Source organism: Pseudomonas sp. AC239 (genome assembly GCF_979258545.1).
Genome location: NZ_OZ409864.1, coordinates 3,966,705 through 3,986,667 on the forward strand (window position 1 = coordinate 3,966,705; position 19,963 = coordinate 3,986,667).

12 protein-coding genes and 1 other RNA gene are annotated in these 19,963 nt (G+C 61.3%); 10 read left to right on the forward strand and 3 right to left on the reverse strand.

Annotated elements, in window-relative coordinates; genetic code table 11:
- Window positions 1–72: 72 nt before the first annotated feature.
- Window positions 73–2,472 (reverse strand): xanthine dehydrogenase molybdopterin binding subunit, encoded by a 2,400-nt coding sequence (xdhB, locus tag ACZ0AZ_RS18085; protein ID WP_463537831.1) that lies wholly within the window; start codon window positions 2,470–2,472, stop codon window positions 73–75.
- The gene (gene xdhA, locus ACZ0AZ_RS18090) at window positions 2,465–3,919 is read right to left on the reverse strand and encodes a xanthine dehydrogenase small subunit (RefSeq protein ID WP_463537832.1); all 1,455 of its coding nucleotides are present in this window, start codon (window positions 3,917–3,919) and stop codon (window positions 2,465–2,467) included. Before xdhA ends, xdhB begins: the two co-directional genes overlap by 8 nt.
- Before the next feature lie 268 nt (window positions 3,920–4,187).
- Here xdhA and ACZ0AZ_RS18095 point away from each other — a divergent pair, with 268 nt between their 5' ends.
- The 8 genes from ACZ0AZ_RS18095 to ACZ0AZ_RS18130 all read left to right on the forward strand — a co-directional run bounded on the left by ACZ0AZ_RS18095 (window position 4,188) and on the right by ACZ0AZ_RS18130 (window position 16,343).
- Window positions 4,188–4,847, forward strand: a complete 660-nt coding sequence (locus ACZ0AZ_RS18095) for a GntR family transcriptional regulator (RefSeq protein WP_039763015.1) — start codon at window positions 4,188–4,190, stop codon at window positions 4,845–4,847.
- 2 nt (window positions 4,848–4,849) lie between these two features.
- Window positions 4,850–8,338 (forward strand): chromosome segregation protein SMC, encoded by a 3,489-nt coding sequence (smc, locus tag ACZ0AZ_RS18100; protein ID WP_415763168.1) that lies wholly within the window; start codon window positions 4,850–4,852, stop codon window positions 8,336–8,338.
- A 225-nt stretch (window positions 8,339–8,563) separates the two neighbouring features.
- Window positions 8,564–9,427 (forward strand): cell division protein ZipA, encoded by an 864-nt coding sequence (gene zipA / locus ACZ0AZ_RS18105; RefSeq protein ID WP_016773851.1) that lies wholly within the window; start codon window positions 8,564–8,566, stop codon window positions 9,425–9,427.
- A 139-nt stretch (window positions 9,428–9,566) separates the two neighbouring features.
- Entirely contained in the window at window positions 9,567–11,924 is a 2,358-nt protein-coding gene (ligA, locus tag ACZ0AZ_RS18110; protein ID WP_463537833.1) for an NAD-dependent DNA ligase LigA, read from the forward strand.
- A gap of 311 nt (window positions 11,925–12,235) precedes the next feature.
- A complete protein-coding gene (locus ACZ0AZ_RS18115) occupies window positions 12,236–13,399 on the forward strand; it encodes a zinc-binding metallopeptidase family protein (protein ID WP_129999182.1) in 1,164 nt (387 codons plus the stop codon).
- A 146-nt stretch (window positions 13,400–13,545) separates the two neighbouring features.
- Window positions 13,546–13,642: signal recognition particle sRNA small type (gene ffs / locus ACZ0AZ_RS18120), an RNA gene on the forward strand.
- A 202-nt stretch (window positions 13,643–13,844) separates the two neighbouring features.
- Window positions 13,845–14,345, forward strand: a complete 501-nt coding sequence (locus ACZ0AZ_RS18125; RefSeq protein ID WP_200890494.1) for a hypothetical protein — start codon at window positions 13,845–13,847, stop codon at window positions 14,343–14,345.
- 36 nt (window positions 14,346–14,381) lie between these two features.
- A complete protein-coding gene (locus tag ACZ0AZ_RS18130; RefSeq protein WP_129999181.1) occupies window positions 14,382–16,343 on the forward strand; it encodes a hypothetical protein in 1,962 nt (653 codons plus the stop codon).
- Between the two features lie 107 nt (window positions 16,344–16,450).
- Here the strand turns inward: ACZ0AZ_RS18130 and ACZ0AZ_RS18135 are convergent, their stop codons facing one another.
- Window positions 16,451–17,200, reverse strand: coding sequence for a substrate-binding periplasmic protein (locus tag ACZ0AZ_RS18135; RefSeq protein WP_129999180.1), 750 nt, complete (start codon window positions 17,198–17,200; stop codon window positions 16,451–16,453).
- Window positions 17,201–17,345: 145 nt separating this feature from the next.
- Between ACZ0AZ_RS18135 and dnaX the strand changes: the two genes are divergently transcribed.
- Together dnaX and ACZ0AZ_RS18145 are read left to right on the forward strand one after the other, a co-directional pair.
- Window positions 17,346–19,436, forward strand: a complete 2,091-nt coding sequence (gene dnaX, locus ACZ0AZ_RS18140; protein WP_129999179.1) for a DNA polymerase III subunit gamma/tau — start codon at window positions 17,346–17,348, stop codon at window positions 19,434–19,436.
- A 66-nt stretch (window positions 19,437–19,502) separates the two neighbouring features.
- Complete coding sequence (locus tag ACZ0AZ_RS18145; RefSeq protein ID WP_003223337.1) at window positions 19,503–19,841, forward strand: YbaB/EbfC family nucleoid-associated protein; 339 nt, start codon at window positions 19,503–19,505, stop codon at window positions 19,839–19,841.
- Window positions 19,842–19,963: the final 122 nt, after the last annotated feature.

The following is a 19,963-nucleotide window of genomic DNA, read 5'->3' on the forward strand; positions in this document are numbered from 1 at the left end:
TGTCACCCCTACAACATCGTTGTCTGTTCGGGCCTATTCGCTGGCTTGCCAGCGAATGGCCGCGCCTCGGTCCTAGAGCGGAGCCAGCTCGGTTTCAGCTTCGACGGCTTTCACCGCTTTGAGCTGGCGCATCTGCTCGCAGCCCCACAACACCCGCTCCGGCGTGGCCGGCGCATCGATTTTCGGCTGATGCTGATAATCACCGAGACTCGCCACCGCGTCCTTGATTGCGCACCAAGCGGCGATGCCGAGCATGAACGGCGGTTCACCGACGGCTTTGGAATGGAACACTGTGTCTTCCGGGTTCTTGCGGTTTTCCACCAGTTTCACCCGCAGATCCAGCGGCATGTCCGCCACCGCCGGGATCTTGTAGCTGGCCGGGCCGTTGGTCATCAGCTTGCCCTTGTTGTTCCAGACCAGCTCTTCCATGGTCAGCCAGCCCATGCCCTGGACGAAACCGCCCTCGACCTGACCGATGTCGATCGACGGGTTCAGCGAGGCGCCGACGTCGTGCAGGATGTCGGTGCGCAGCATCTTGTACTCGCCGGTCAGGGTGTCGACGATCACTTCGCAGCAGGCTGCGCCGAAAGCGAAGTAATAGAACGGACGGCCCCGCGCCTGACTGCGGTCGTAGTAGATTTTCGGGGTCTTGTAGAAGCCAGTGCTCGACAGCGAGACCTGATTGAAATACGCCTGCTGGATCAGCGCTTCGAAGGTCAGGATCTGCTCGCGCACCCGCACGTGGCCGTTGCGGAATTCGACGTCTTCTTCGCTGACCTTGTAGTGCCGCGCGGCAAATTCGACCAGGCGTTGCTTGATCGTCTGAGCTGCGTTCTGCGCGGCCTTGCCGTTCAGGTCGGCGCCGCTGGAGGCTGCGGTCGGCGAGGTGTTCGGCACTTTGTCGGTGTTGGTCGCAGTGATCTGCACACGGTCGATTTCGACCTGAAACACTTCCGCCACGACCTGCGCGACTTTGGTGTTCAGGCCCTGACCCATTTCCGTGCCGCCGTGGTTCAAGTGAATGCTGCCGTCGGTGTAAATATGGATCAGCGCACCAGCCTGATTGAGGAAACTGGCGGTGAAGGAAATACCGAACTTCACCGGAGTCAGCGCCAAGCCTTTTTTCAGGATCGGGCTGTTGGCGTTGTAGCGACGGATCGCTTCGCGGCGCTCGGCATACTGGCTGCTTTCTTCCAGTTCGGCGGTCATCTCTTCGAGCATGTTGTGCTCGACGGTCTGGTAGTAATGGGTGACGTTGCGCTCGGTCTTGCCGTAGTAGTTGGCCTTGCGCACCGCCAGCGGGTCGAGCTTCAAGTGCCGGGCAATCGCATCCATCACTTCTTCGATGGCGACCATGCCTTGCGGGCCACCGAAGCCACGGTAAGCGGTGTTCGACGCGGTGTTGGTCTTGCAGCGGTGGCCGTTGATGGTCGCATCGCCGAGGTAGTAGGAGTTGTCCGAGTGGAACATCGCCCGATCAACGATCGAGGCGGACAAGTCCGGCGAGCAGCCGCAGTTGCCGGCCAGCTCCATGTTGATTCCGTGCAGACGCCCACTGCTGTCGAAGCCGACGTCGTACTCGACGTAGAACGGGTGACGCTTGCCGGTCATCAGCATGTCTTCGACGCGCGGCAGGCGCATCTTGGTCGGCTGGCCGGTGAGGTGCGCGACCACCGCGCACAGGCACGCCGGGCTCGCGGCCTGGGTTTCCTTGCCACCGAAACCACCGCCCATGCGGCGCATGTCGACGACGATCTTGTTCATCGACACGTCGAGCACTTCGGCGACCAGTTTCTGCACTTCGGTCGGGTTCTGCGTCGAGCAGTAGACGATCATGCCGCCGTCTTCGGTGGGCATTACCGAGGAGATTTGTGTCTCCAGATAAAAGTGCTCCTGGCCGCCAATGTGCAGCGTGCCCTGAATGCGGTGTTCGGCCGTGGCCAGTGCAGAGACAGAATCGCCGCGCTGATGGGTGTGGCTGTCGAGCACGAAATGGCGTTTGCGCAGGGCTTCGACGACGTCGAGCACCGGTTCCAGATCTTCGTATTCAATGATCGCCGCCATCGCCGCTTTGCGCGCGGTTTCCAGATCTTTCGCCGCGACCGCCAGCACCGGTTGGCCGACAAACTGCACGTCATCGATGGCCAGCAGCGGATCGCCCGGCATCAGCGGGCCGATGTCTTTCAGGCCCGGCACGTCTTCGTGGGTGATGACAATGCGCACGCCTTCGAAGGCGTAGCACGGCTGCGTGTCGATGCTGATGATTTTCGCGTGGGCGCGGTCTGACAGGCGTGCATAGAGGTGCAACTGATTGGGAAATTCCAGGCGATCATCGATGTACTGCGCTTCACCGGACACATGCTTGGCGGCGCTGTCGTGCTTGACGCTGCGGCCGACACCGGTGGTCAGATCCTGGGCGAACAGTTCGGCCAATTCAGCCTGGGTCTTCTCTACGGCGTGATGGTTAGACATAAGCGGTCACCCGAGTCTCGATGTGCGGTGTTTGCAGTTCGATGAAGTATTTGCGCAGCAGATTCTGCGCGCTGAGCAGGCGATATTCCTTGCTGGCACGGAAGTCCGAGAGCGGCGTGAAATCTTCGGCCAGCGCGGCGCAGGCGCGTTCGATCACGGCGTTGTTGAACGGCGCGCCTCGCAACACGGCTTCGCAGTGCGCAGCGCGTTTCGGAATCGCCGCCATGCCGCCGAAGGCCACGCGCGCGTCGCTGATCACGCCATGTTCCACGCGCAGATTGAAGGCAGCGCAGACGGCGGAGATGTCGTCGTCCAGGCGCTTCGACACTTTATAGGCGCGGAACAACTGCTCGGCGCTGGCGCGCGGGACGATGATTTTTTCGATGAATTCGCTTTCCTGCCGCGCGGTGACGCGGTAGTCGATGAAGTAATCTTCCAGGTTCAAGGTGCGGCGGGTTTCGCCTTTGCACAGCACGATCTGCGCGCCGAGGGCGATCAGCAGCGGTGGCGAGTCACCGATCGGCGAGGCGTTGCCGATGTTGCCGCCGAGGGTGCCCTGGTTGCGGATTTGCAGCGAGGCGAAGCGATGCAGCAATTCGCCGAAGTCCGGATATTCGGCATTCAACGCCTCGTAGCAGTCGGAGAGGGCGGTGGCGGCGCCGATTTCGATGCGGTCTGCGAAGGTTTCGATGCGCTTCATTTCGGCGACGTTGCCGACGTAGATCATCACCGGCAGGGTGCGGTGGAACTGGGTGACTTCCAGCGCCAGATCGGTGCCGCCGGCGAGCAGGCGCGCTTGTGGATAAGCGTCGTAGAGGTCGGCCAGGTCAGCGACGGTCAGCGGCACCAGGCAGCGCTTGTCACCGCTGTTGAGTTCACCAATATCGGTCGGCGCGATAGCCTTGAGGCGGGCGATGGTTTCGGCTTCGCGGGCGTCGAACTGATCCGCAGGCCTGGCGCAGCAGGATTGTTCGGCAGCGGCCAGAATAGGGCGGTAGCCAGTGCAGCGGCAGAGGTTGCCGGCGAGGGCTTCGTGGGCCTTGGCCTGATCCGGCGCATCGCTGTTCTTTTGCAGGGCGAACAGCGACATGACGAAACCGGGGGTGCAGAAGCCGCACTGCGAACCGTGACACTCGACCATGGCTTTCTGCACGCTGTGCAGTTCGCCCTTGTGCTTGAGGTCTTCGACGCTGATCAGTTGCTTGCCGTGCAATGACGAGACGAAAGTCAGGCACGAATTGAGGCTGCGATAACGAATGTGTTCACGTCCCGTGTCATCGGTCTGCAACTCGCCTACTACCACAGTGCAGGCGCCGCAGTCGCCGCTGGCGCAACCTTCTTTGGTGCCGGGCTTGCCCACGTGTTCGCGCAGGTAATTGAGCACAGTCAGATTCGGGTCCAGGGCGTGCTCGCTACGGAGTTCCTGGTTAAGTAAAAACTGGATCACGGAAGGCCTCGCAGACTCATTATTGTTGTTAACCGACGTGAACCGAATTTAGCAGGTCTGACTTTTCGGTCAATGGTTTTCTGACTTAAAGGTCAGGAAAATCCGTTTCGTCGATCAACAGCGTGTCTATTCAGTATTGACCTTCATCGGTCACTGCGCTTTTTTGCGGGATTCGTGCCAAAAACCGCTGAGTGGGCACTCCGCCATGACCGTGCTTATGCGCTACACTGCGCCGCTTGTGCAGATCGATAGAGTTTGAAGGACAACCATGACGTTCAAGGCGCCGGACAGCCTCGCCGAGCAAATCGCTCACCACCTCGCCGAACGCATCATTCGTGGCGAAATGAAGCCGGGAGAGCGCATCCAGGAACAGAAGGTCACGCTGGCGCTCAACGTCAGCCGCGGTTCGGTCCGCGAAGCCTTGCTGATCCTCGAGCGCCGTCACCTGATCGCGATCCTGCCGCGTCGTGGCGCCCACGTCACCGAGCTGACGCCGCACAAGGTGCAGAGCCTGTGCACGCTGATGAGCGAGCTGTACATCCTGCTTGGCAATTCGGTGGCGAATGGCTGGCAAGTGCAGTCGGACATGGCGCCGTTCGTGCAGATCCAGCAGCGCCTGACCGCCAATTACGAACGCGGCGATATCCGCAGCTTCGTCGATGACAGCTTTGCGGTGATGCGCGCCGCCTATCCGTTTGCCAACAATCCGTACCTGCAAGAAACCGTCGAGAACCTCCAGCCGGCGATGAGCCGCGCGTATTTCCTCGCTCTTGAACAGCGCAAGGCGGAAATGAGCGAATTCCTCGAACTGTTCGAACGCTTGCTGGCCGCCGTCCTCGCCCGTGATTTGCCGCAGATCCGCATCGTGCTCACGGCGTATGCCCAGCGCAGCTGCGATCTGGTGGTGTCTGCGCTGACGGTTGCCTGAGCGTGCGGCTAAAGTGCATCAAACTGGCGGGGTTCAAATCCTTCGTCGACCCGACCACGGTGAACTTCCCCAGTAACATGGCGGCGGTCGTCGGGCCGAACGGTTGCGGCAAGTCGAACATCATCGACGCCGTGCGCTGGGTGATGGGTGAAAGTTCGGCGAAGAACCTCCGTGGCGAATCGATGACCGACGTCATCTTCAACGGTTCGACCAGCCGCAAACCGGTGAGCCAGGCGAGCATCGAACTGGTGTTCGACAACTCCGATGGCACGCTGCTCGGCGAATACGCGGCCTATGCGGAAATTTCCATCCGCCGCAAAGTCACCCGCGACAGCCAGACCACTTATTACCTCAACGGCACCAAATGCCGTCGGCGCGACATCACCGATATCTTCCTCGGCACCGGCCTCGGCCCGCGCAGCTACTCGATCATCGAACAGGGGATGATCTCCAAGCTGATCGAATCCAAGCCCGAAGACCTGCGTAACTTCATCGAGGAAGCCGCCGGCATCTCGAAATATAAAGAGCGCCGCCGCGAGACCGAGAACCGCATCCGCCGCACTCACGAGAACCTCGCCCGCCTCACCGACCTGCGCGAGGAGCTGGAGCGCCAGCTCGAACGTCTGCACCGTCAGGCCGAGGCGGCGAAAAAGTATCAGGAACTCAAGGCCGAAGAGCGTCAGCTCAAGGCGCAACTGTCGGCCCTGCGCTGGCAGGATCTTAACGAGCAGGTCGGTCAGCGCGAGTCGATCATCGGCAACCAGGAAGTCAGCTTCGAAGCGCTGGTCGCTGAACAGCGTAACGCTGATGCGGCCATCGAACGCCTGCGCGACGGTCACCACGACCTGTCCGAGCGCTTCAATCTGGTGCAGGGCCGCTTCTATTCGGTCGGCGGCGACATCGCCCGGGTCGAGCAAAGTATCCAGCACGGTCAGCAGCGTCTGCGCCAGTTGCAGGACGATCTGAAAGAAGCCGAGCGCGCGCGTCTGGAAACCGAGTCGCACCTGGGCCACGACCGCACGTTGCTGCTGACCCTTGGCGAAGAGCTCGACATGCTCACGCCAGAACAGGAAGTCACCAGCGCCGCCGCCGAGGAAGCCGCCGCGGCCCTCGAAGAAGCCGAAACCACCATGCACGGTTGGCAGGAGCAGTGGGACGCTTTCAACCTGACCGCTGCCGAACCGCGCCGTCAGGCCGAAGTGCAACAGTCGCGGATCCAGCAGCTGGAAAGCAGCATGGAGCGCCTGGCCGACCGGCAGAAACGTCTCGCCGAAGAGCGCGCGTTGCTTTCCGCCGACCCGGAAGACGCGGCAATCATGGCGCTCAACGAGCAGCTCGCCGAGTCCGAAGCGACTCTGGAAGATTTGCAGACCAGCGAAGAAGCGCAGGTCGAAAAGCTCGAACAACTGCGTCAGGAATTGCAGCAAGCGTTGACCGCGCAGCAGCAGGCGCAGGGCGATCTGCAGCGGCTCAACGGGCGTCTGGCTTCATTGGAAGCTTTGCAGCAGGCCGCGCTCGATCCGGGCACCGGCACCGCCGAATGGTTGAAAGAACACAATCTCGCCGAGCGTCCGCGTCTGGCCGAAGGCCTGAAGGTCGAGGCCGGTTGGGAGCTGGCAGTGGAAACCGTGCTCGGCGCCGATCTGCAAGCGGTGCTGGTCGACGATTTCAGCGGTTTTGATCTGTCCGGTTTCACTCAGGGCGATCTGCGCCTGCTCAGCCCGGCCAGCGATGGCGTGCGGGTGGCGGGCAGTCTGCTGGATAAAGTCGAGGCGCAGATCGATCTGTCGCCGTGGCTTGGCCAGGTCAAACCGGTCGACAGCCTTGAGCAGGCACTGGCCTTGCGCGGTCAGTTGAGTGCAGGCCAGAGCCTGATCAGCCGCGACGGTTACTGGGTCGGTCGGCATTTCCTGCGCGTGCGCCGGGCCAGCGAAGCGGAAAGCGGCATGCTCGCCCGTGGCCAGGAAATCGAAGACCTGCAACTGGAGCGCGAAGAGCGCGAAGCCACGGTCGAGGCCATGGAAACCCGCCTGCAAACCTTGCGCGCGCAACAGCGCCAGCAGGAAAACGGCCGCGAACATCTGCGCCGCTTGCTGCAGGACGAAGCGCGCCAGCAAGGCGAACTGAAAGCACAATTGTCCGCTGGCAAAGCCAAGGCCGAACAGCTGACATTGCGCCGCACCCGTCTCGATGAAGAGCTGGTCGAACTCGGCGAGCAGCGCGAGCTTGAGCACGAGCAGGTCGGCGAAGCGCGCATGCAATTGCAGGAAGCGCTGGATGCCATGGCGCTCGACACCGAGCAGCGCGAGTTGCTGCTGGCCCAGCGCGACAGCCTGCGCGAACGTCTTGATCGCGTGCGTCAGGAAGCGCGGCAGCACAAGGATCACGCCCATCAACTGGCGGTGCGTCTCGGCTCGTTGCGCGCCCAGCATGACTCCACGCGTCAGGCGCTGGAGCGTCTGGAAATGCAGGCCGAACGCCTGACTGAAAAGCGCGAGCAGTTAAGTCTGAATCTGGAGGAGGGCGAGGCGCCGCTGGAAGAGCTGCGTCTGAAACTCGAAGAGTTGCTCGACAAGCGCATGACCGTCGATGAAGAGCTCAAGACCGCGCAGATCGCCTTGGAAGACGCCGATCGTGAATTGCGCGACGCGGAAAAACGCCGCACTCAGGCCGAACAGCAGTCGCAGTTGATTCGCGGCCAGCTCGAACAGCAACGCATGGAATGGCAAGCCCTGACCGTGCGCCGCAAGGCTTTGCAGGATCAATTGCTCGAAGATGGCTACGATCTCAACGGCGTGCTCGCGACATTGACTGCGCAAGCCAGTGAACGCGAAGCCGAAGAAGAACTCGAACGCATTAACGCGCGGATTCAGCGCCTGGGTGCGATCAACCTCGCGGCCATCGACGAATACACGCAACAATCGGAGCGTAAACGTTATCTGGATGCGCAGGACGCCGATCTGGTCGAAGCGCTGGAGACCCTGGAAAACGTCATCCGCAAGATCGACAAGGAGACCCGCAACCGTTTCAAAGATACCTTTGATCAGATCAACGGCGGATTACAGGCACTTTTCCCGAAAGTTTTCGGTGGCGGGCGCGCGTATTTGGAACTGACGGGCGAAGATCTACTCGATACAGGGGTGACGATCATGGCGCAGCCGCCCGGGAAGAAGAACAGCACCATCCATTTGCTCTCCGGCGGCGAAAAAGCCCTGACTGCTCTGGCCCTGGTTTTTGCCATTTTCAAGTTGAACCCGGCGCCGTTCTGCATGCTCGATGAGGTTGACGCGCCACTGGATGACGCTAACGTTGGACGCTACGCACGCCTGGTCAAAGAGATGTCGCAGACCGTGCAGTTCATCTACATCACCCACAACAAGATCGCCATGGAAATGGCCGAGCAGTTGATGGGCGTGACCATGCATGAACCGGGTTGTTCGCGATTGGTGGCGGTGGATGTCGAGGAGGCGATGGCGATGGTGGATGCCTAGCGGCGCAGCTGCAAGTGACAAGCTCCAAGCTGCAAGTGGACGGCTTGTGGCTTGGAGCTTAAAGCTTGTAGCTGCGAAGCCTTTGATCGTGCTAGTTTAATGTCAATTTTTCGTATACGTGGGCAAAACGCCTGTCAGAACATAGAGTTGGCGCCACGTTTTAAAGCGGTTTACGCAGTGTAAACCCCTTATTTTTCAGCATTTTTTATAGAGGCACGGGATTACATGGAAATCGGTCTGCGCGAGTGGCTGATCGTCATCGGCATCATTGTGATAGCCGGTATTCTTTTCGATGGCTGGCGCCGTATGCGCGGCGGCAAGGGAAAGCTGAAATTCCGTCTCGACCGGAGCCTGTCCAATCTGCCGGACGAGGACACCAGCGCCGAGCTGTTGGGCCCGGCCCGCGTCCTGGACACGCACAAAGAGCCGCAACTGGACGAGCACGATCTGCCGTCGGTGAGCATGCCCAACCGCGAAGCCCGCGAGCCGCGTGAATCCGGTTCGAAACGTGGCAAGCGTGGCAGCAACGGCCCGGCGCAGGGCGACCTGAACCTCGACCTTGATCTGGACGGCGGCCCGAGCTTCAGCAGTCGCGATGACGATTTCGCCGAAGACAGCAAGCCTGCAGCGGCCGTGGCGGAAAAAGATCAGCCGCAAGCCGAAGAAGTTCTGGTGATCAGCGTGATCTGCCGCGACCCGGCCGGCTTCAAGGGCCCGGCGCTGCTGCAGAACATTCTCGAAAGCGGCCTGCGTTTCGGCGAGATGGACATTTTCCACCGTCACGAAAGCATGGCTGGCAACGGCGAAGTGCTGTTCTCCATGGCGAATGCGGTCAAGCCGGGTATTTTTGATCTGGACGACATCGACCATTTCAGCACCCCGGCGGTGAGCTTCTTCCTCGGCTTGCCAGGCCCGCGTCATCCGAAGCAGGCCTTCGACGTGATGGTCGCGGCAGCCCGCAAGCTGTCCCAGGAACTGAACGGCGAATTGAAAGACGACCAGCGCAGCGTACTGACCGCGCAGACGATCGAGCACTACCGTCAGCGCATCGTTGAATTCGAGCGCCGCGCTCTGACCCAGAAGCGCTAAGGGCAAGTTCAAAAGATCGCAGCCTTGGGCCTGTAGGAGCTGTCGAGTGCAACGAGGCTGCGATCTTTTGGCCCATCGCCGATAATGGAATAACACTGGAGCAGCCTCGGCTGCTCTTTTGCTTTATGAGAGAACACCCATGACCGCCGCCAAAAACCGCATTCTAGAGCTGCGCGCTGAGCTGGATCAGCACAACTATCGCTATCACGTTCTCGACGAGCCGAGCATTCCCGATGCCGAATACGACCGCTTGTTCCACGAGCTCAAGGCGCTGGAAGCGGCCAACCCGGACCTGATCACCAGCGACTCGCCGACCCAGCGCGTCGGCAGCATGGCGCTGACCGCGTTCACTCAGGTGCGCCACGAAATCCCGATGCTCAGCCTCGGCAACGCCTTCGAAGAATCCGACATGCGCGAGTTCGATCGCCGCGTCAACGAAGGCCTCGACGTGCCAGCTGGCGATCTGTTTGGTGGCGGCGCAGCGGTGGAATACAGCTGCGAGCCGAAGCTCGATGGCCTGGCGGTCAGCCTGCTGTATCAGGACGGTCTGCTGGTGCGCGGCGCCACGCGAGGCGATGGCACCACCGGCGAGGACATCAGCGTCAACGTGCGCACCGTGCGCAACATTCCGCTGAAGCTGCACGGCGAAGGCTGGCCGGCGACGCTGGAAGTGCGCGGTGAAGTGTTCATGTCCAAGGCCGGTTTCGAGCGCCTCAATGCTTCGCAACTGGAAATCGGCGGCAAGACCTTCGCCAACCCGCGCAACGCGGCAGCAGGCAGCCTGCGCCAGCTCGACTCGAAAATCACCGCCAACCGGCCGCTGGAATTCTGTTGCTACGGCATTGGCCAGGTGTCCCACGATATTGCCGACACCCACATCGGCAACCTCAAGCAGTTGCAGAAGTGGGGCATGCCAATCAGTCATGAACTGAAGCTGGCCAAGGGCATCGACGAGTGCCTGGAGTATTACCGCGACATCGGCGCGCGCCGTGACTCGTTGGCCTATGAAATCGACGGTGTGGTGTTCAAGGTCAACAGCATCGCCGACCAGCGTGAACTGGGCTTCCGCGCCCGCGAGCCGCGTTGGGCGATCGCGCACAAATTCCCGGCGATGGAAGAACTCACCGAACTGCTCGACGTGGAATTCCAGGTCGGCCGCACCGGTGCCGTCACTCCGGTGGCGCGTCTGAAACCGGTGAAAGTCGCCGGCGTCACCGTGGCCAACGCCACGTTGCACAACATGGACGAAGTCGCACGTCTGGGCTTGATGATCGGCGACACGGTGATCATTCGCCGCGCCGGCGATGTGATTCCGCAAGTGGTGCAGGTAGTCACCGAGCGTCGTCCTGACAACGCTCGGCCCGTCGCCATTCCTGAAAGCTGCCCGGTGTGCGGCTCCCACGTTGAACGCACGCAACTGGTCAAGCGCAGCAAGGGCAGGGAAACCTTCAGCGAAGGCGCGGTGTATCGCTGCGTCGGCCGACTGGCCTGTGGCGCGCAATTGAAGCAGGCGATCATCCACTTTGTTTCGCGTCGGGCCATGGATATCGAAGGCTTGGGCGACAAGAGCGTCGAGCAACTGGTCGACGAGGGTCTGGTCAGTTCGCCGGCCGATCTCTATGCACTGAAATTCGATGACATTGTCGATCTGGAGGGCTTTGCCGAGGTTTCCAGTAACAAGCTGCTGAAAGCCATTGAGGACAGCAAGCAACCAAGCTTGGCACGTTTCATCTACGCCCTCGGCATTCCCGATGTCGGCGAAGAGACGGCCAAGGTGCTGGCGCGTTCGCTGGGTTCGCTGGAGCGCGTGCAACAGGCCTTGCCGCATGTGCTGACCTACTTGCCGGATGTCGGCCTGGAAGTGGCGCACGAGATACACAGTTTCTTTGAGGATGCGCACAACCAGCAGGTCATCAGCGAATTGCTCGGCCATGGTTTGCAGATTCAGGATCAGGGCGAACTGGGCGCGGAGTTCGCCGCCAGCACCACGCTGGGCGGCTTGCTCGACAAACTGCACATTCCTTTCGTCGGCCCCGGTGGTGCGCAGAAACTCGCCGACCGCTTTGGTTCGCTGCAAGCGGTGATGAACGCTGACTGGCTGGACATGCGCCAGGCATTGCCGGAGAAGCAGGCCAACTCGGTGCGCGAGTTCTTCGCCTTGCCCGAGCATCGGCAACTGGCCGAGCAGGCCGAGCAGCAACTACGCGATTTCGGCATGCATTGGCAGAGCGAGAAGAAAGTTGTCGAAGGTCTGCCACTGTCCGGCGAAACCTGGGTGCTGACCGGCAAGGTCGAACTGATGAGCCGGGATGTGGCCAAGGAGCATCTGGAAAGCCTCGGTGCGAAAGTCGCAGGCTCGGTATCGGCGAAAACCCACTGTGTGGTCGCAGGCCCGGGTGCTGGCTCGAAACTGACCAAGGCCAATGAGCTGGGTGTGAAGGTCATGGACGAAGAAGCGTTTATCGCCTTCCTCAAAACCCACGGCGTCGCTGTCTGAGCGGATGAACTCCTGTGGTGAGGGGTTTATCCCTCTCCGGATGGACACCTGTGGCGAGGGGATTTATCCCTCTCCGGATGGACACCTGTGGCGAGGGGATTTATCCCCGCTGGGTTGCGCAGCGACCCCAAAACCCTGCGACCGATCATTTCATCTGTATCGCGTGTACGGTTTTTTGCGACTGCTGCGCAGTCGAGCGGGGATAAATCCCCTCACCACAATGCTGCTATCACCCGGCTGCGCGGTTATGGGTGGGAACGATGTTGTCTTCAGGATGATCTAGTCTTGGCCAGTCCCAGGGAGAGATCGCCATGCACCGCTTTTTCGAGCAGCTCAGTTCCCGCATCATCGCGCCGTTCGTGGCCGGATCCTCGCGCAACAGCAAAGTCTGGCCGTGCCGTTGCGGCCAGTCGCTGTTCTTTCGCAACAGTCAGTGTCTGGCCTGTAGCGCCTTGCTTGGCTATCAACCCGAACAAAGTCGCCTGACCTCGCTGCAACCGGGGCCGGAAGAGGGCACCTGGACACTCGACGTCGATCCCGACGCCGGTCTGTTCCGTCGCTGCGCCAACCTCGACATGCCCGCCGCGTGCAACTGGCTGCTGAAGGCCGACGATCACGACACCTTGTGCATCGCTTGCAGCCTCAACCGCACCATTCCCGACCTGTCCGTCGCGGAAAACCCCGAACGCTGGCGCAAGGTCGAAATCGCCAAGCGTCGACTGGTCGCGCAACTGATCACCCTCGGCTTGCCGGTCATCGCGAAAACCACGGATGAAGAAACCGGGTTGGCCTTCGACTTCATCGGCGTCGATCTCGAAGGCAACGCGCCGATGACCGGCCACGCCAACGGCCTGATCACCCTCGACATCAAAGAAGCCGACGACGCTCACCGTGAGCAGGTCAGGGCGGCGATGCACGAGCCATATCGCACGCTGCTCGGGCATTTTCGCCATGAGGTCGGCCATTATTACTGGGATCGCCTCATCGCCAACGGCCCCTGGCTTGGCGCATTCCGCACCCTGTTCGGCGACGAGCGCGCCAGTTACGCCGAGGCGCTGGACCGGCATTATCAGCAAGGCGCGCCATTGGACTGGCCGCAGCACTTCGTCAGCGCCTACGCGACCATGCATCCGTGGGAAGACTGGGCAGAAACCTGGGCGCATTACCTGCACATGATGGACGCGGTGGACACGGCGCTCGGCTTTGGCATGAGCGCGCGGGAAATGGACTTCGACTATCAGCCCTTTCCGACCAGCACCCTTTACGACCCGGAGCACCCGGGCGGTACGGCATTCCTGTCGTTCGTCAATGCGTGGATCGAACTGGCCGGCATGCTCAACGAACTGTCGCGCAGCATGGGCCAGCCGGATTTCTACCCGTTCGTACTGCCGGCAGCGGCAATTGCCAAGCTGCACTTCATTCATCTGGTGATCCAGCAGGCTGGCGGTCGTGCAGACGAAGTCCTGGCCCTCTAGGAGCTGCCGCAGGCTGCGATCTTTCGCCGTCTTCGCATGTCCTTGAACCTGTTGGTATTTTTTATCTGCAACCAACGGTTGTAACTTCATCTCAGACAGGTACAATGGCGCGGCTCGCCGACAGGCAAGCGTCGTTATGGTGACCCCATCGGTCCCCCCGCAACGATTACCCGTGAACCTGGTCAGATCCGGAAGGAAGCAGCCACAGCGGGAACATTGTGTGCCGGGGTGTGGCTGGTGGGGGCACCACCTTAACGAACCAAAGGCTGCAAAGAGAACTGCATGGGTTTCGCCCACTGCGGTTTTTTTATGCCTGCGATTTGGCCTTTGGCGGTGATCCGCCATCAGAAACGCGCGGATCAGCAGCGCAGCGTCCCGGTGCCCGTGCGGCTGTCGAAGCCGAACAGTGGCATACTCCCTCGCCTGGCAACGAGAGGTAAGGCAAGTGGCTGAAATTGACGATCTGACCCGAGAGAAACTGCGCGAATGGCAGTTACGTCGTCTGGAAGTCAAAGCGCAGATGCAGGATCAGCCCGAGCGCACCCTGGAGCTGTCGCGAGTGCTCGACCTGATGGACGAAGAGCACGCCGCGATTCTGGCGGCATCTGCCGCTTTCAACGCGGCCCAAGAGAGCGAACAGCCGGATCCGGTGGAGGTACAGTCGACCATCGTTGAGCATGAATCAGCCTTGGCAACCGGCAAATACGATCTGCATCTCCAGGCCACCGCTCAAAGCCCTGAACACCTGCGCAAACTGTTGGAAATGGCGCTCTACGAAGTGCAGGCGCAGATTGACGCAGGCCCGCTGACGACCGGCGCAAATCGACGCGGCATGTCCGGAACCCTGGGCGATTACTCCTTCGAACTGCGGCTCGCCCCCGAGGCTGGCAGTGAGGGATGTTTGCCGCCCGTTCATGAACTGCACGACAAGAATGACCAGGACTGATCTGGTGTTGTATTAAAGCCCAGGCGGCGAGGTTGTATGCACCCGGAACATTTTGACTTGGCCACACCGCTCCTTCTGCCGATCACACATGATGCGTGTACGGCGTTGTTGCAGCCCGACGGCGACGCGACACTGGCCAACCTGAGCGATCCGGAGCTGGCGGCGGTGCTGGTCATCCAGAACCTCGCCCAGGCCACGGAACAGGACTTGAGCGCCAGCGCGGCGGAGAAGATCCTCGCAAGACTCATTGACTGGTCTGTCACCGCTCGGCGCTCCGGCTCGGCGGGACTGCTTGCAGAGGCGCGGCGTCTGTTCGATTCGCGCAAATTGTACTTCGGCCTCAATGCGCTCAAAGGCCTGAACCTGCGGTTTCTCATGACCGATGAAGTCGCTGCGCAGCACTACCTGTTGCCCGATGGGCAATGGGATGTCGACTTCAAGATTCGCCATCAGCAACAGAACAACCCGTTCCGCCAGCAGATGGTCACGCCTCGCGAGCGCGAACACTGGTTGAGCGCGGCGCAGGACAAGCTGCTGCGGACTTTTCGCGCCAACCTCGACGAAGACCTGCATGTGCAGGGTTATGCGGGGATCGGCAAGAGCTACATGCTCAGCGCGCTGATCGAGTGCCTGCGCTCGAAACGCACGCTGGTACTGGCGCGCACCCCGGCGAAACTGGCGACGTTGCGCAAGCACATCGTGCAGGTGCATGACACGGAAATCGGCCAGACCTTTTTCGAATTTGCCCAGGCGCAATTGCTTGGTCCGCGCCTGCATGTGGCCAAGGCCCCGAATCGGCTTCCGAGCAAGCAGGCGCTGGCGCAGGAGCTGAATATGTTCGGCTTTCGCCACCACGACGGACCGGGCACCCTCGAGGTCTGTCTGCGCGTGCTAGAGCTGTACTGCTCCTCAAGAGACCACACGCTGTCCGCCAGGCACTTGCCGCACTTCCAGCAGCCCTTGACCGGCGCAGACTCGCAAGCGCTGCTGGAGTACTCCAGCCGTCTTTGGATGTATCTGCAGGCCAATCCGGCCTGGGCCAGCCAGAGCGGGTTTCAGACATTGTTGATGATCAAACGCGCCAGTCTCGCCGGTTGCCGCGTCCCGCCGCGCTACACCCATGTGATCATCGATGAAAGCCAGGATGTGCCGGCGTCGCTGCTGCAAATCATCGAGCGCGGGCAGCAGGTGCTGATCACCCTCGGCGATGAATATCAGCAGGCCAAGGGCGAGCCGCTCAAGCGCAAGCGTGAAGTTCGCCAGAGCGATATCTGCTATTCGGTGCGCTCGGGGCGCAATGTCGAGCGCCTGGTCAATCCACTGATCTCGCGCCATACGCAGAAGAGCAAAGTGCCGTTCGAAGGTGCCCGTCACGCCGACGTCGATATCGAGTACTACCCGCAAGCCTTCGTGCCACCCGAAGGTTGCGTGGTGCTGACCGCGTCACCGTGGGACACAATGATGTGGGCCATCCACCTGCACGATTCCAGTTGCGCCTTCAGTTTCCCCGACAGGGAAGCGCGGGATGACATCAAGCATTTCATGGCCACCGCCATCGAGCTGTTCCGCCGCGATTTCTATAACGCCGGGTCCAGCGAGAAAGGACCGCATCCGTATTTCAGCGACATGGCTGACTGGCAGCAGGTCCGCGCCGCCAACCAGTTCGATGAAGCCTTTTTGTGGATCGAAGCACAGTTGCAAAACGGCTTCATGATTGCCGACCTGACGCGACTGAGCCAGAAGATCATCGAACCGGGCAAGGCCTGTCTGTTGATGATGGCGGAGCAGGCCGGCGGCATGGAGTTCAGGCGCGTGCTGTTGACGCGGGCGTTGCTCAGTAACGAAAAATTCAAGGACGCCTACGAGTTCGATCAGCGCATCTGTGCCGTGTACATCGCCATTTCCCGCGCCCGAGAGCAGCTTTATCTGCCTTACGACGTGGTCGAGTGGATCGACTTTCACGATTATCAGAAATTCCGCGAATCGCACGGTTATTGACCCGGCCAACCCTGTGGGAGCGAGCCTGTTCGCGACGGCGTCGGCGTGTTCAACAAATGTGTCGCGTGATATACCGCTTTCGCGAGCAGGCTCGCTCCCACATGGGGTTAGGGTGTGGTTGATGAGGTGCCGGTGTAGAGCCGGATTATGTCGTCGATCTCGCCCGACATCTTCATTCGCAGCAACGTGCGCAAAATTCGCTGCACCGGCACCTTCGGGTCGTTCCTCACATAGCAACCGATGTTCTGCTCCTGCAGTACCGCGACCCCTCGCAACTGCTGCTCCGGCAACAGGCGCTGGTTGATCCAGTCCAGCGTCCACTGATTGCTTACCGCGTAGCGGTAGCGTCCGGCGAGGAGCTTTTCCAGCACCTGTTCCTGATTGCGCGCGTCTTCGCGTTGCAATTGGTCGGCGTCGAACAGTGGTTGCAGGGTAGGGTAGCTGTAACCGAGAACGGTGCCGATGGCCTGGCGCGGCAGCTGGGCGGGATTGATCTGCGCCGACTTATCCTTGCGGCTGATCAGCAGGTCGCGCTGGAACCACAGCGGTACGCTCCAGATGTAATCGCCGGACTGATTCGGCAGCCACGACTGTGCGGCATAGCAGCGCACGTCGATGTCGCCGTGCTCCATGGCGCTCTGGACCCGCGCGCGCGGCAGGACGATGAATTGCGCCGGCGCGCCGACCTGGGTCGCCAGGCTGAGCAGGATGTCGTGCAGGATGCCCTGGGTCGGTCTGCCGCCTTGCAGTTGCACCATCGGCATCGCCCAGCTATCCGGCACGGCGAAGCGCAACGGCGCTTGCGCGGCCATCGCGTTGAGGCTGATACCCAGCAATGCCGCCACGGCCCACCGCATAGACGCTCCGGTAATTCCCCATCCCGAGCTGATAAAAGCCTCTGCTGATGCAGCTTAGCCATATTAGACGAGGACACCGGATGCAATTTTGCCCTTGCTCCGCTAGCATTAGCCGCTTCTGCTTCCTTCGCTGCGACGGTTTTCGATGAGTTATCAGGTTCTTGCACGTAAATGGCGTCCGCGCTCGTTCCGCGAAATGGTCGGCCAGACCCATGTGCTCAAGGCTCTGATCAATGCCTTGGACAGCCAACGGCTGCACCACGCCTACCTGTTCACCGGGACGCGCGGGGTCGGCAAGACCACCATCGCGCGGATCATTGCCAAGTGCCTGAACTGCGAGACCGGTATTACCTCCAGCCCCTGCGGCGAATGTTCGGTGTGCCGCGAGATCGATGAAGGCCGGTTTGTCGACCTGATCGAGATCGACGCCGCCAGCCGCACCAAAGTCGAGGACACCCGCGAACTGCTCGATAACGTGCAGTACGCGCCAAGCCGTGGGCGCTTCAAGGTCTACCTGATCGACGAAGTGCACATGCTGTCCAGCCATTCCTTCAATGCGCTGCTGAAAACCCTCGAAGAGCCGCCGCCCTACGTCAAGTTCATCCTGGCGACCACCGATCCGCAGAAACTTCCGGCAACGATTCTTTCGCGTTGCTTGCAGTTCTCCCTGAAGAACATGACGCCCGAGCGTGTGGTCGAGCATTTGACTCACGTGCTGACCGCAGAAAACGTACCGTTCGAAGACGATGCACTGTGGCTGCTCGGCCGCGCGGCTGACGGCTCGATGCGTGACGCCATGAGCCTGACCGATCAGGCCATCGCGTTCGGTGAAGGCAAGGTGCTCGCTACCGACGTGCGCGCGATGCTCGGCACGCTGGATCACGGTCAGGTCTATGACGTGCTGCATGCACTGATCGAAGGCGATGCCAAGGCGCTGCTCGAAGCCGTGCGGCATCTGGCCGAGCAAGGCCCGGACTGGAACGGCGTGCTCTCGGAAATTCTCAACGTGCTGCACCGCGTGGCCATCGCTCAGGCGCTGCCGGAAGGCGTCGACAATGGCCACGGCGACCGTGATCGCGTATTGGCCTTGGCCCAGGCACTGCCGGCCGAAGACGTGCAGTTCTATTACCAGATGGGCCTGATCGGTCGCCGCGATTTGCCGCTGGCGCCGGACCCGCGCGGCGGTTTCGAAATGGTCTTGCTGCGGATGCTCGCGTTCCGCCCGGCGGATACGGCGGACGCGCCGAGGCAAGCGCTAAAGCCAGTGGGGATCAGCCAGGCCACAGTTGATTCCGCAAACTCAGTGGCTGCCGCGCCGAAGCCTGCGCCGGTGGTCGCTGCGGCTGTTGCCCCGGCACCTGCGCCCGCACCGGTAGCGGCGCCGGCTGCCGAGCCAGAACCTGTTGCGCCAGTTGTCGAAGCGCAACCGGAGCCTGAGCCTGAGCCAGTCGCTATCGAAGCCGTGGTCGATCTGCCTTGGAACGACCCGGTTGAGGCCGAGCCCGAGCCGGCGCCGGTACAGCAACCCGCCGTCGAGCCGGTGCTGGAAACCGCCGGCGAGCAGCCTGAACTGCCGCCGATGCCGCTGCCGACTCCCGACAGCGTGGTGCCGGATGCGCCGGAGTGGGCCGCTGCGCCAATTCCCGAGCCGTCCGTCGCTGACGTCGATGCCGCTACGCCAGGCATGGACATGGACGACGAACCGCCGCTGGACGAGGATTACATCGAGCCGGACATGGATTCGGCCTACAGCTACCTCGACGAATTGGCCAGCGAACACGCCGCCGATCCCGAACCTGAACCCGAGCCGGAACCTGCTGCTGCGCCGGCAACCGGTCTGGCCCTGCAATGGCTGGAGCTGTTCCCGAAACTGCCGATTTCCGGCATGACCGGCAGCATCGCCGCCAACTGCACGTTGATTGCGGTCGATGGCGATCATTGGCTGATGCACCTGGATCCGGCCCACAGCGCCCTGTTCAACGCCACGCAACAGCGTCGTCTCAATGAGGCGTTGAACCAGTTCCACGGGCGCACGCTGACGCTGACCATCGAGCTGATCAAGCCCGAGCAGGAAACCCCGGCCCAGGCCGCCTCGCGCCGCCGCGCCAACCGCCAGCGCGAGGCGGAGGAGTCGATCCACGGTGATCCGTTCATCCAGCAGATGGTTCAGCAGTTCGGCGCGGTGGTGCGAAGCGATACTATTGAACCTGTCGACGCCTTGGTCACCCAAGGCTAATAACTGAAGGTGCTCGGCCTCGATGGCCGGGCGCTGTTTTATCCAAGTACGTTTGAGGTGATTCCCATGATGAAAGGTGGCATGGCCGGCCTGATGAAGCAGGCGCAGCAGATGCAGGAAAAAATGGCCAAGATGCAGGAAGAACTGGCCAACGCCGAAGTCACCGGCAAGGCCGGCGGCGACATGGTCACCGTGGTGATGACCGGTCGTCACGACGTGAAAAGCGTGAGCATCGACCCAAGCCTGGTCGAAGGCCTGAGCGAAGACGACAAAGAGATGCTGGAAGCCGTGGTCGCCGCCGCCGTCAACGACGCCGTGCGCAAGATCGAAGCCAACAGCCAGGAAAAAATGGGCAGCATGACCGCCGGCATGAACCTGCCAGCGGGTATGAAACTGCCATTCTGATTCGCCATTTGGCGGCAGATGGGCTACACAAAATGCCAGGCATCGCGCCTGGCATTTTTGTTTCTGCCTGATGGGCATGTGCCTCCAGACTGACGCTTTCGCGAGCAGGCTCGCTCCCACAT

Excerpts from the sequence above, each read along its gene's own strand:
- xdhB (WP_463537831.1), bottom strand. The coding sequence starts at position 2,472 with ATGTCTAACCATCACGCCGTAGAGAAGACCCAGGCTGAATTGGCCGAA.
- ACZ0AZ_RS18095 (WP_039763015.1), top strand. The coding sequence starts at position 4,188 with ATGACGTTCAAGGCGCCGGACAGCCTCGCCGAGCAAATCGCTCACCAC.
- zipA (WP_016773851.1), top strand. The coding sequence starts at position 8,564 with ATGGAAATCGGTCTGCGCGAGTGGCTGATCGTCATCGGCATCATTGTG.
- ligA (WP_463537833.1), top strand. The coding sequence starts at position 9,567 with ATGACCGCCGCCAAAAACCGCATTCTAGAGCTGCGCGCTGAGCTGGAT.
- ACZ0AZ_RS18115 (WP_129999182.1), top strand. The coding sequence starts at position 12,236 with ATGCACCGCTTTTTCGAGCAGCTCAGTTCCCGCATCATCGCGCCGTTC.
- ACZ0AZ_RS18130 (WP_129999181.1), top strand. The coding sequence starts at position 14,382 with ATGCACCCGGAACATTTTGACTTGGCCACACCGCTCCTTCTGCCGATC.
- ACZ0AZ_RS18135 (WP_129999180.1), bottom strand. The coding sequence starts at position 17,200 with ATGCGGTGGGCCGTGGCGGCATTGCTGGGTATCAGCCTCAACGCGATG.
- dnaX (WP_129999179.1), top strand. The coding sequence starts at position 17,346 with ATGAGTTATCAGGTTCTTGCACGTAAATGGCGTCCGCGCTCGTTCCGC.
- ACZ0AZ_RS18145 (WP_003223337.1), top strand. The coding sequence starts at position 19,503 with ATGATGAAAGGTGGCATGGCCGGCCTGATGAAGCAGGCGCAGCAGATG.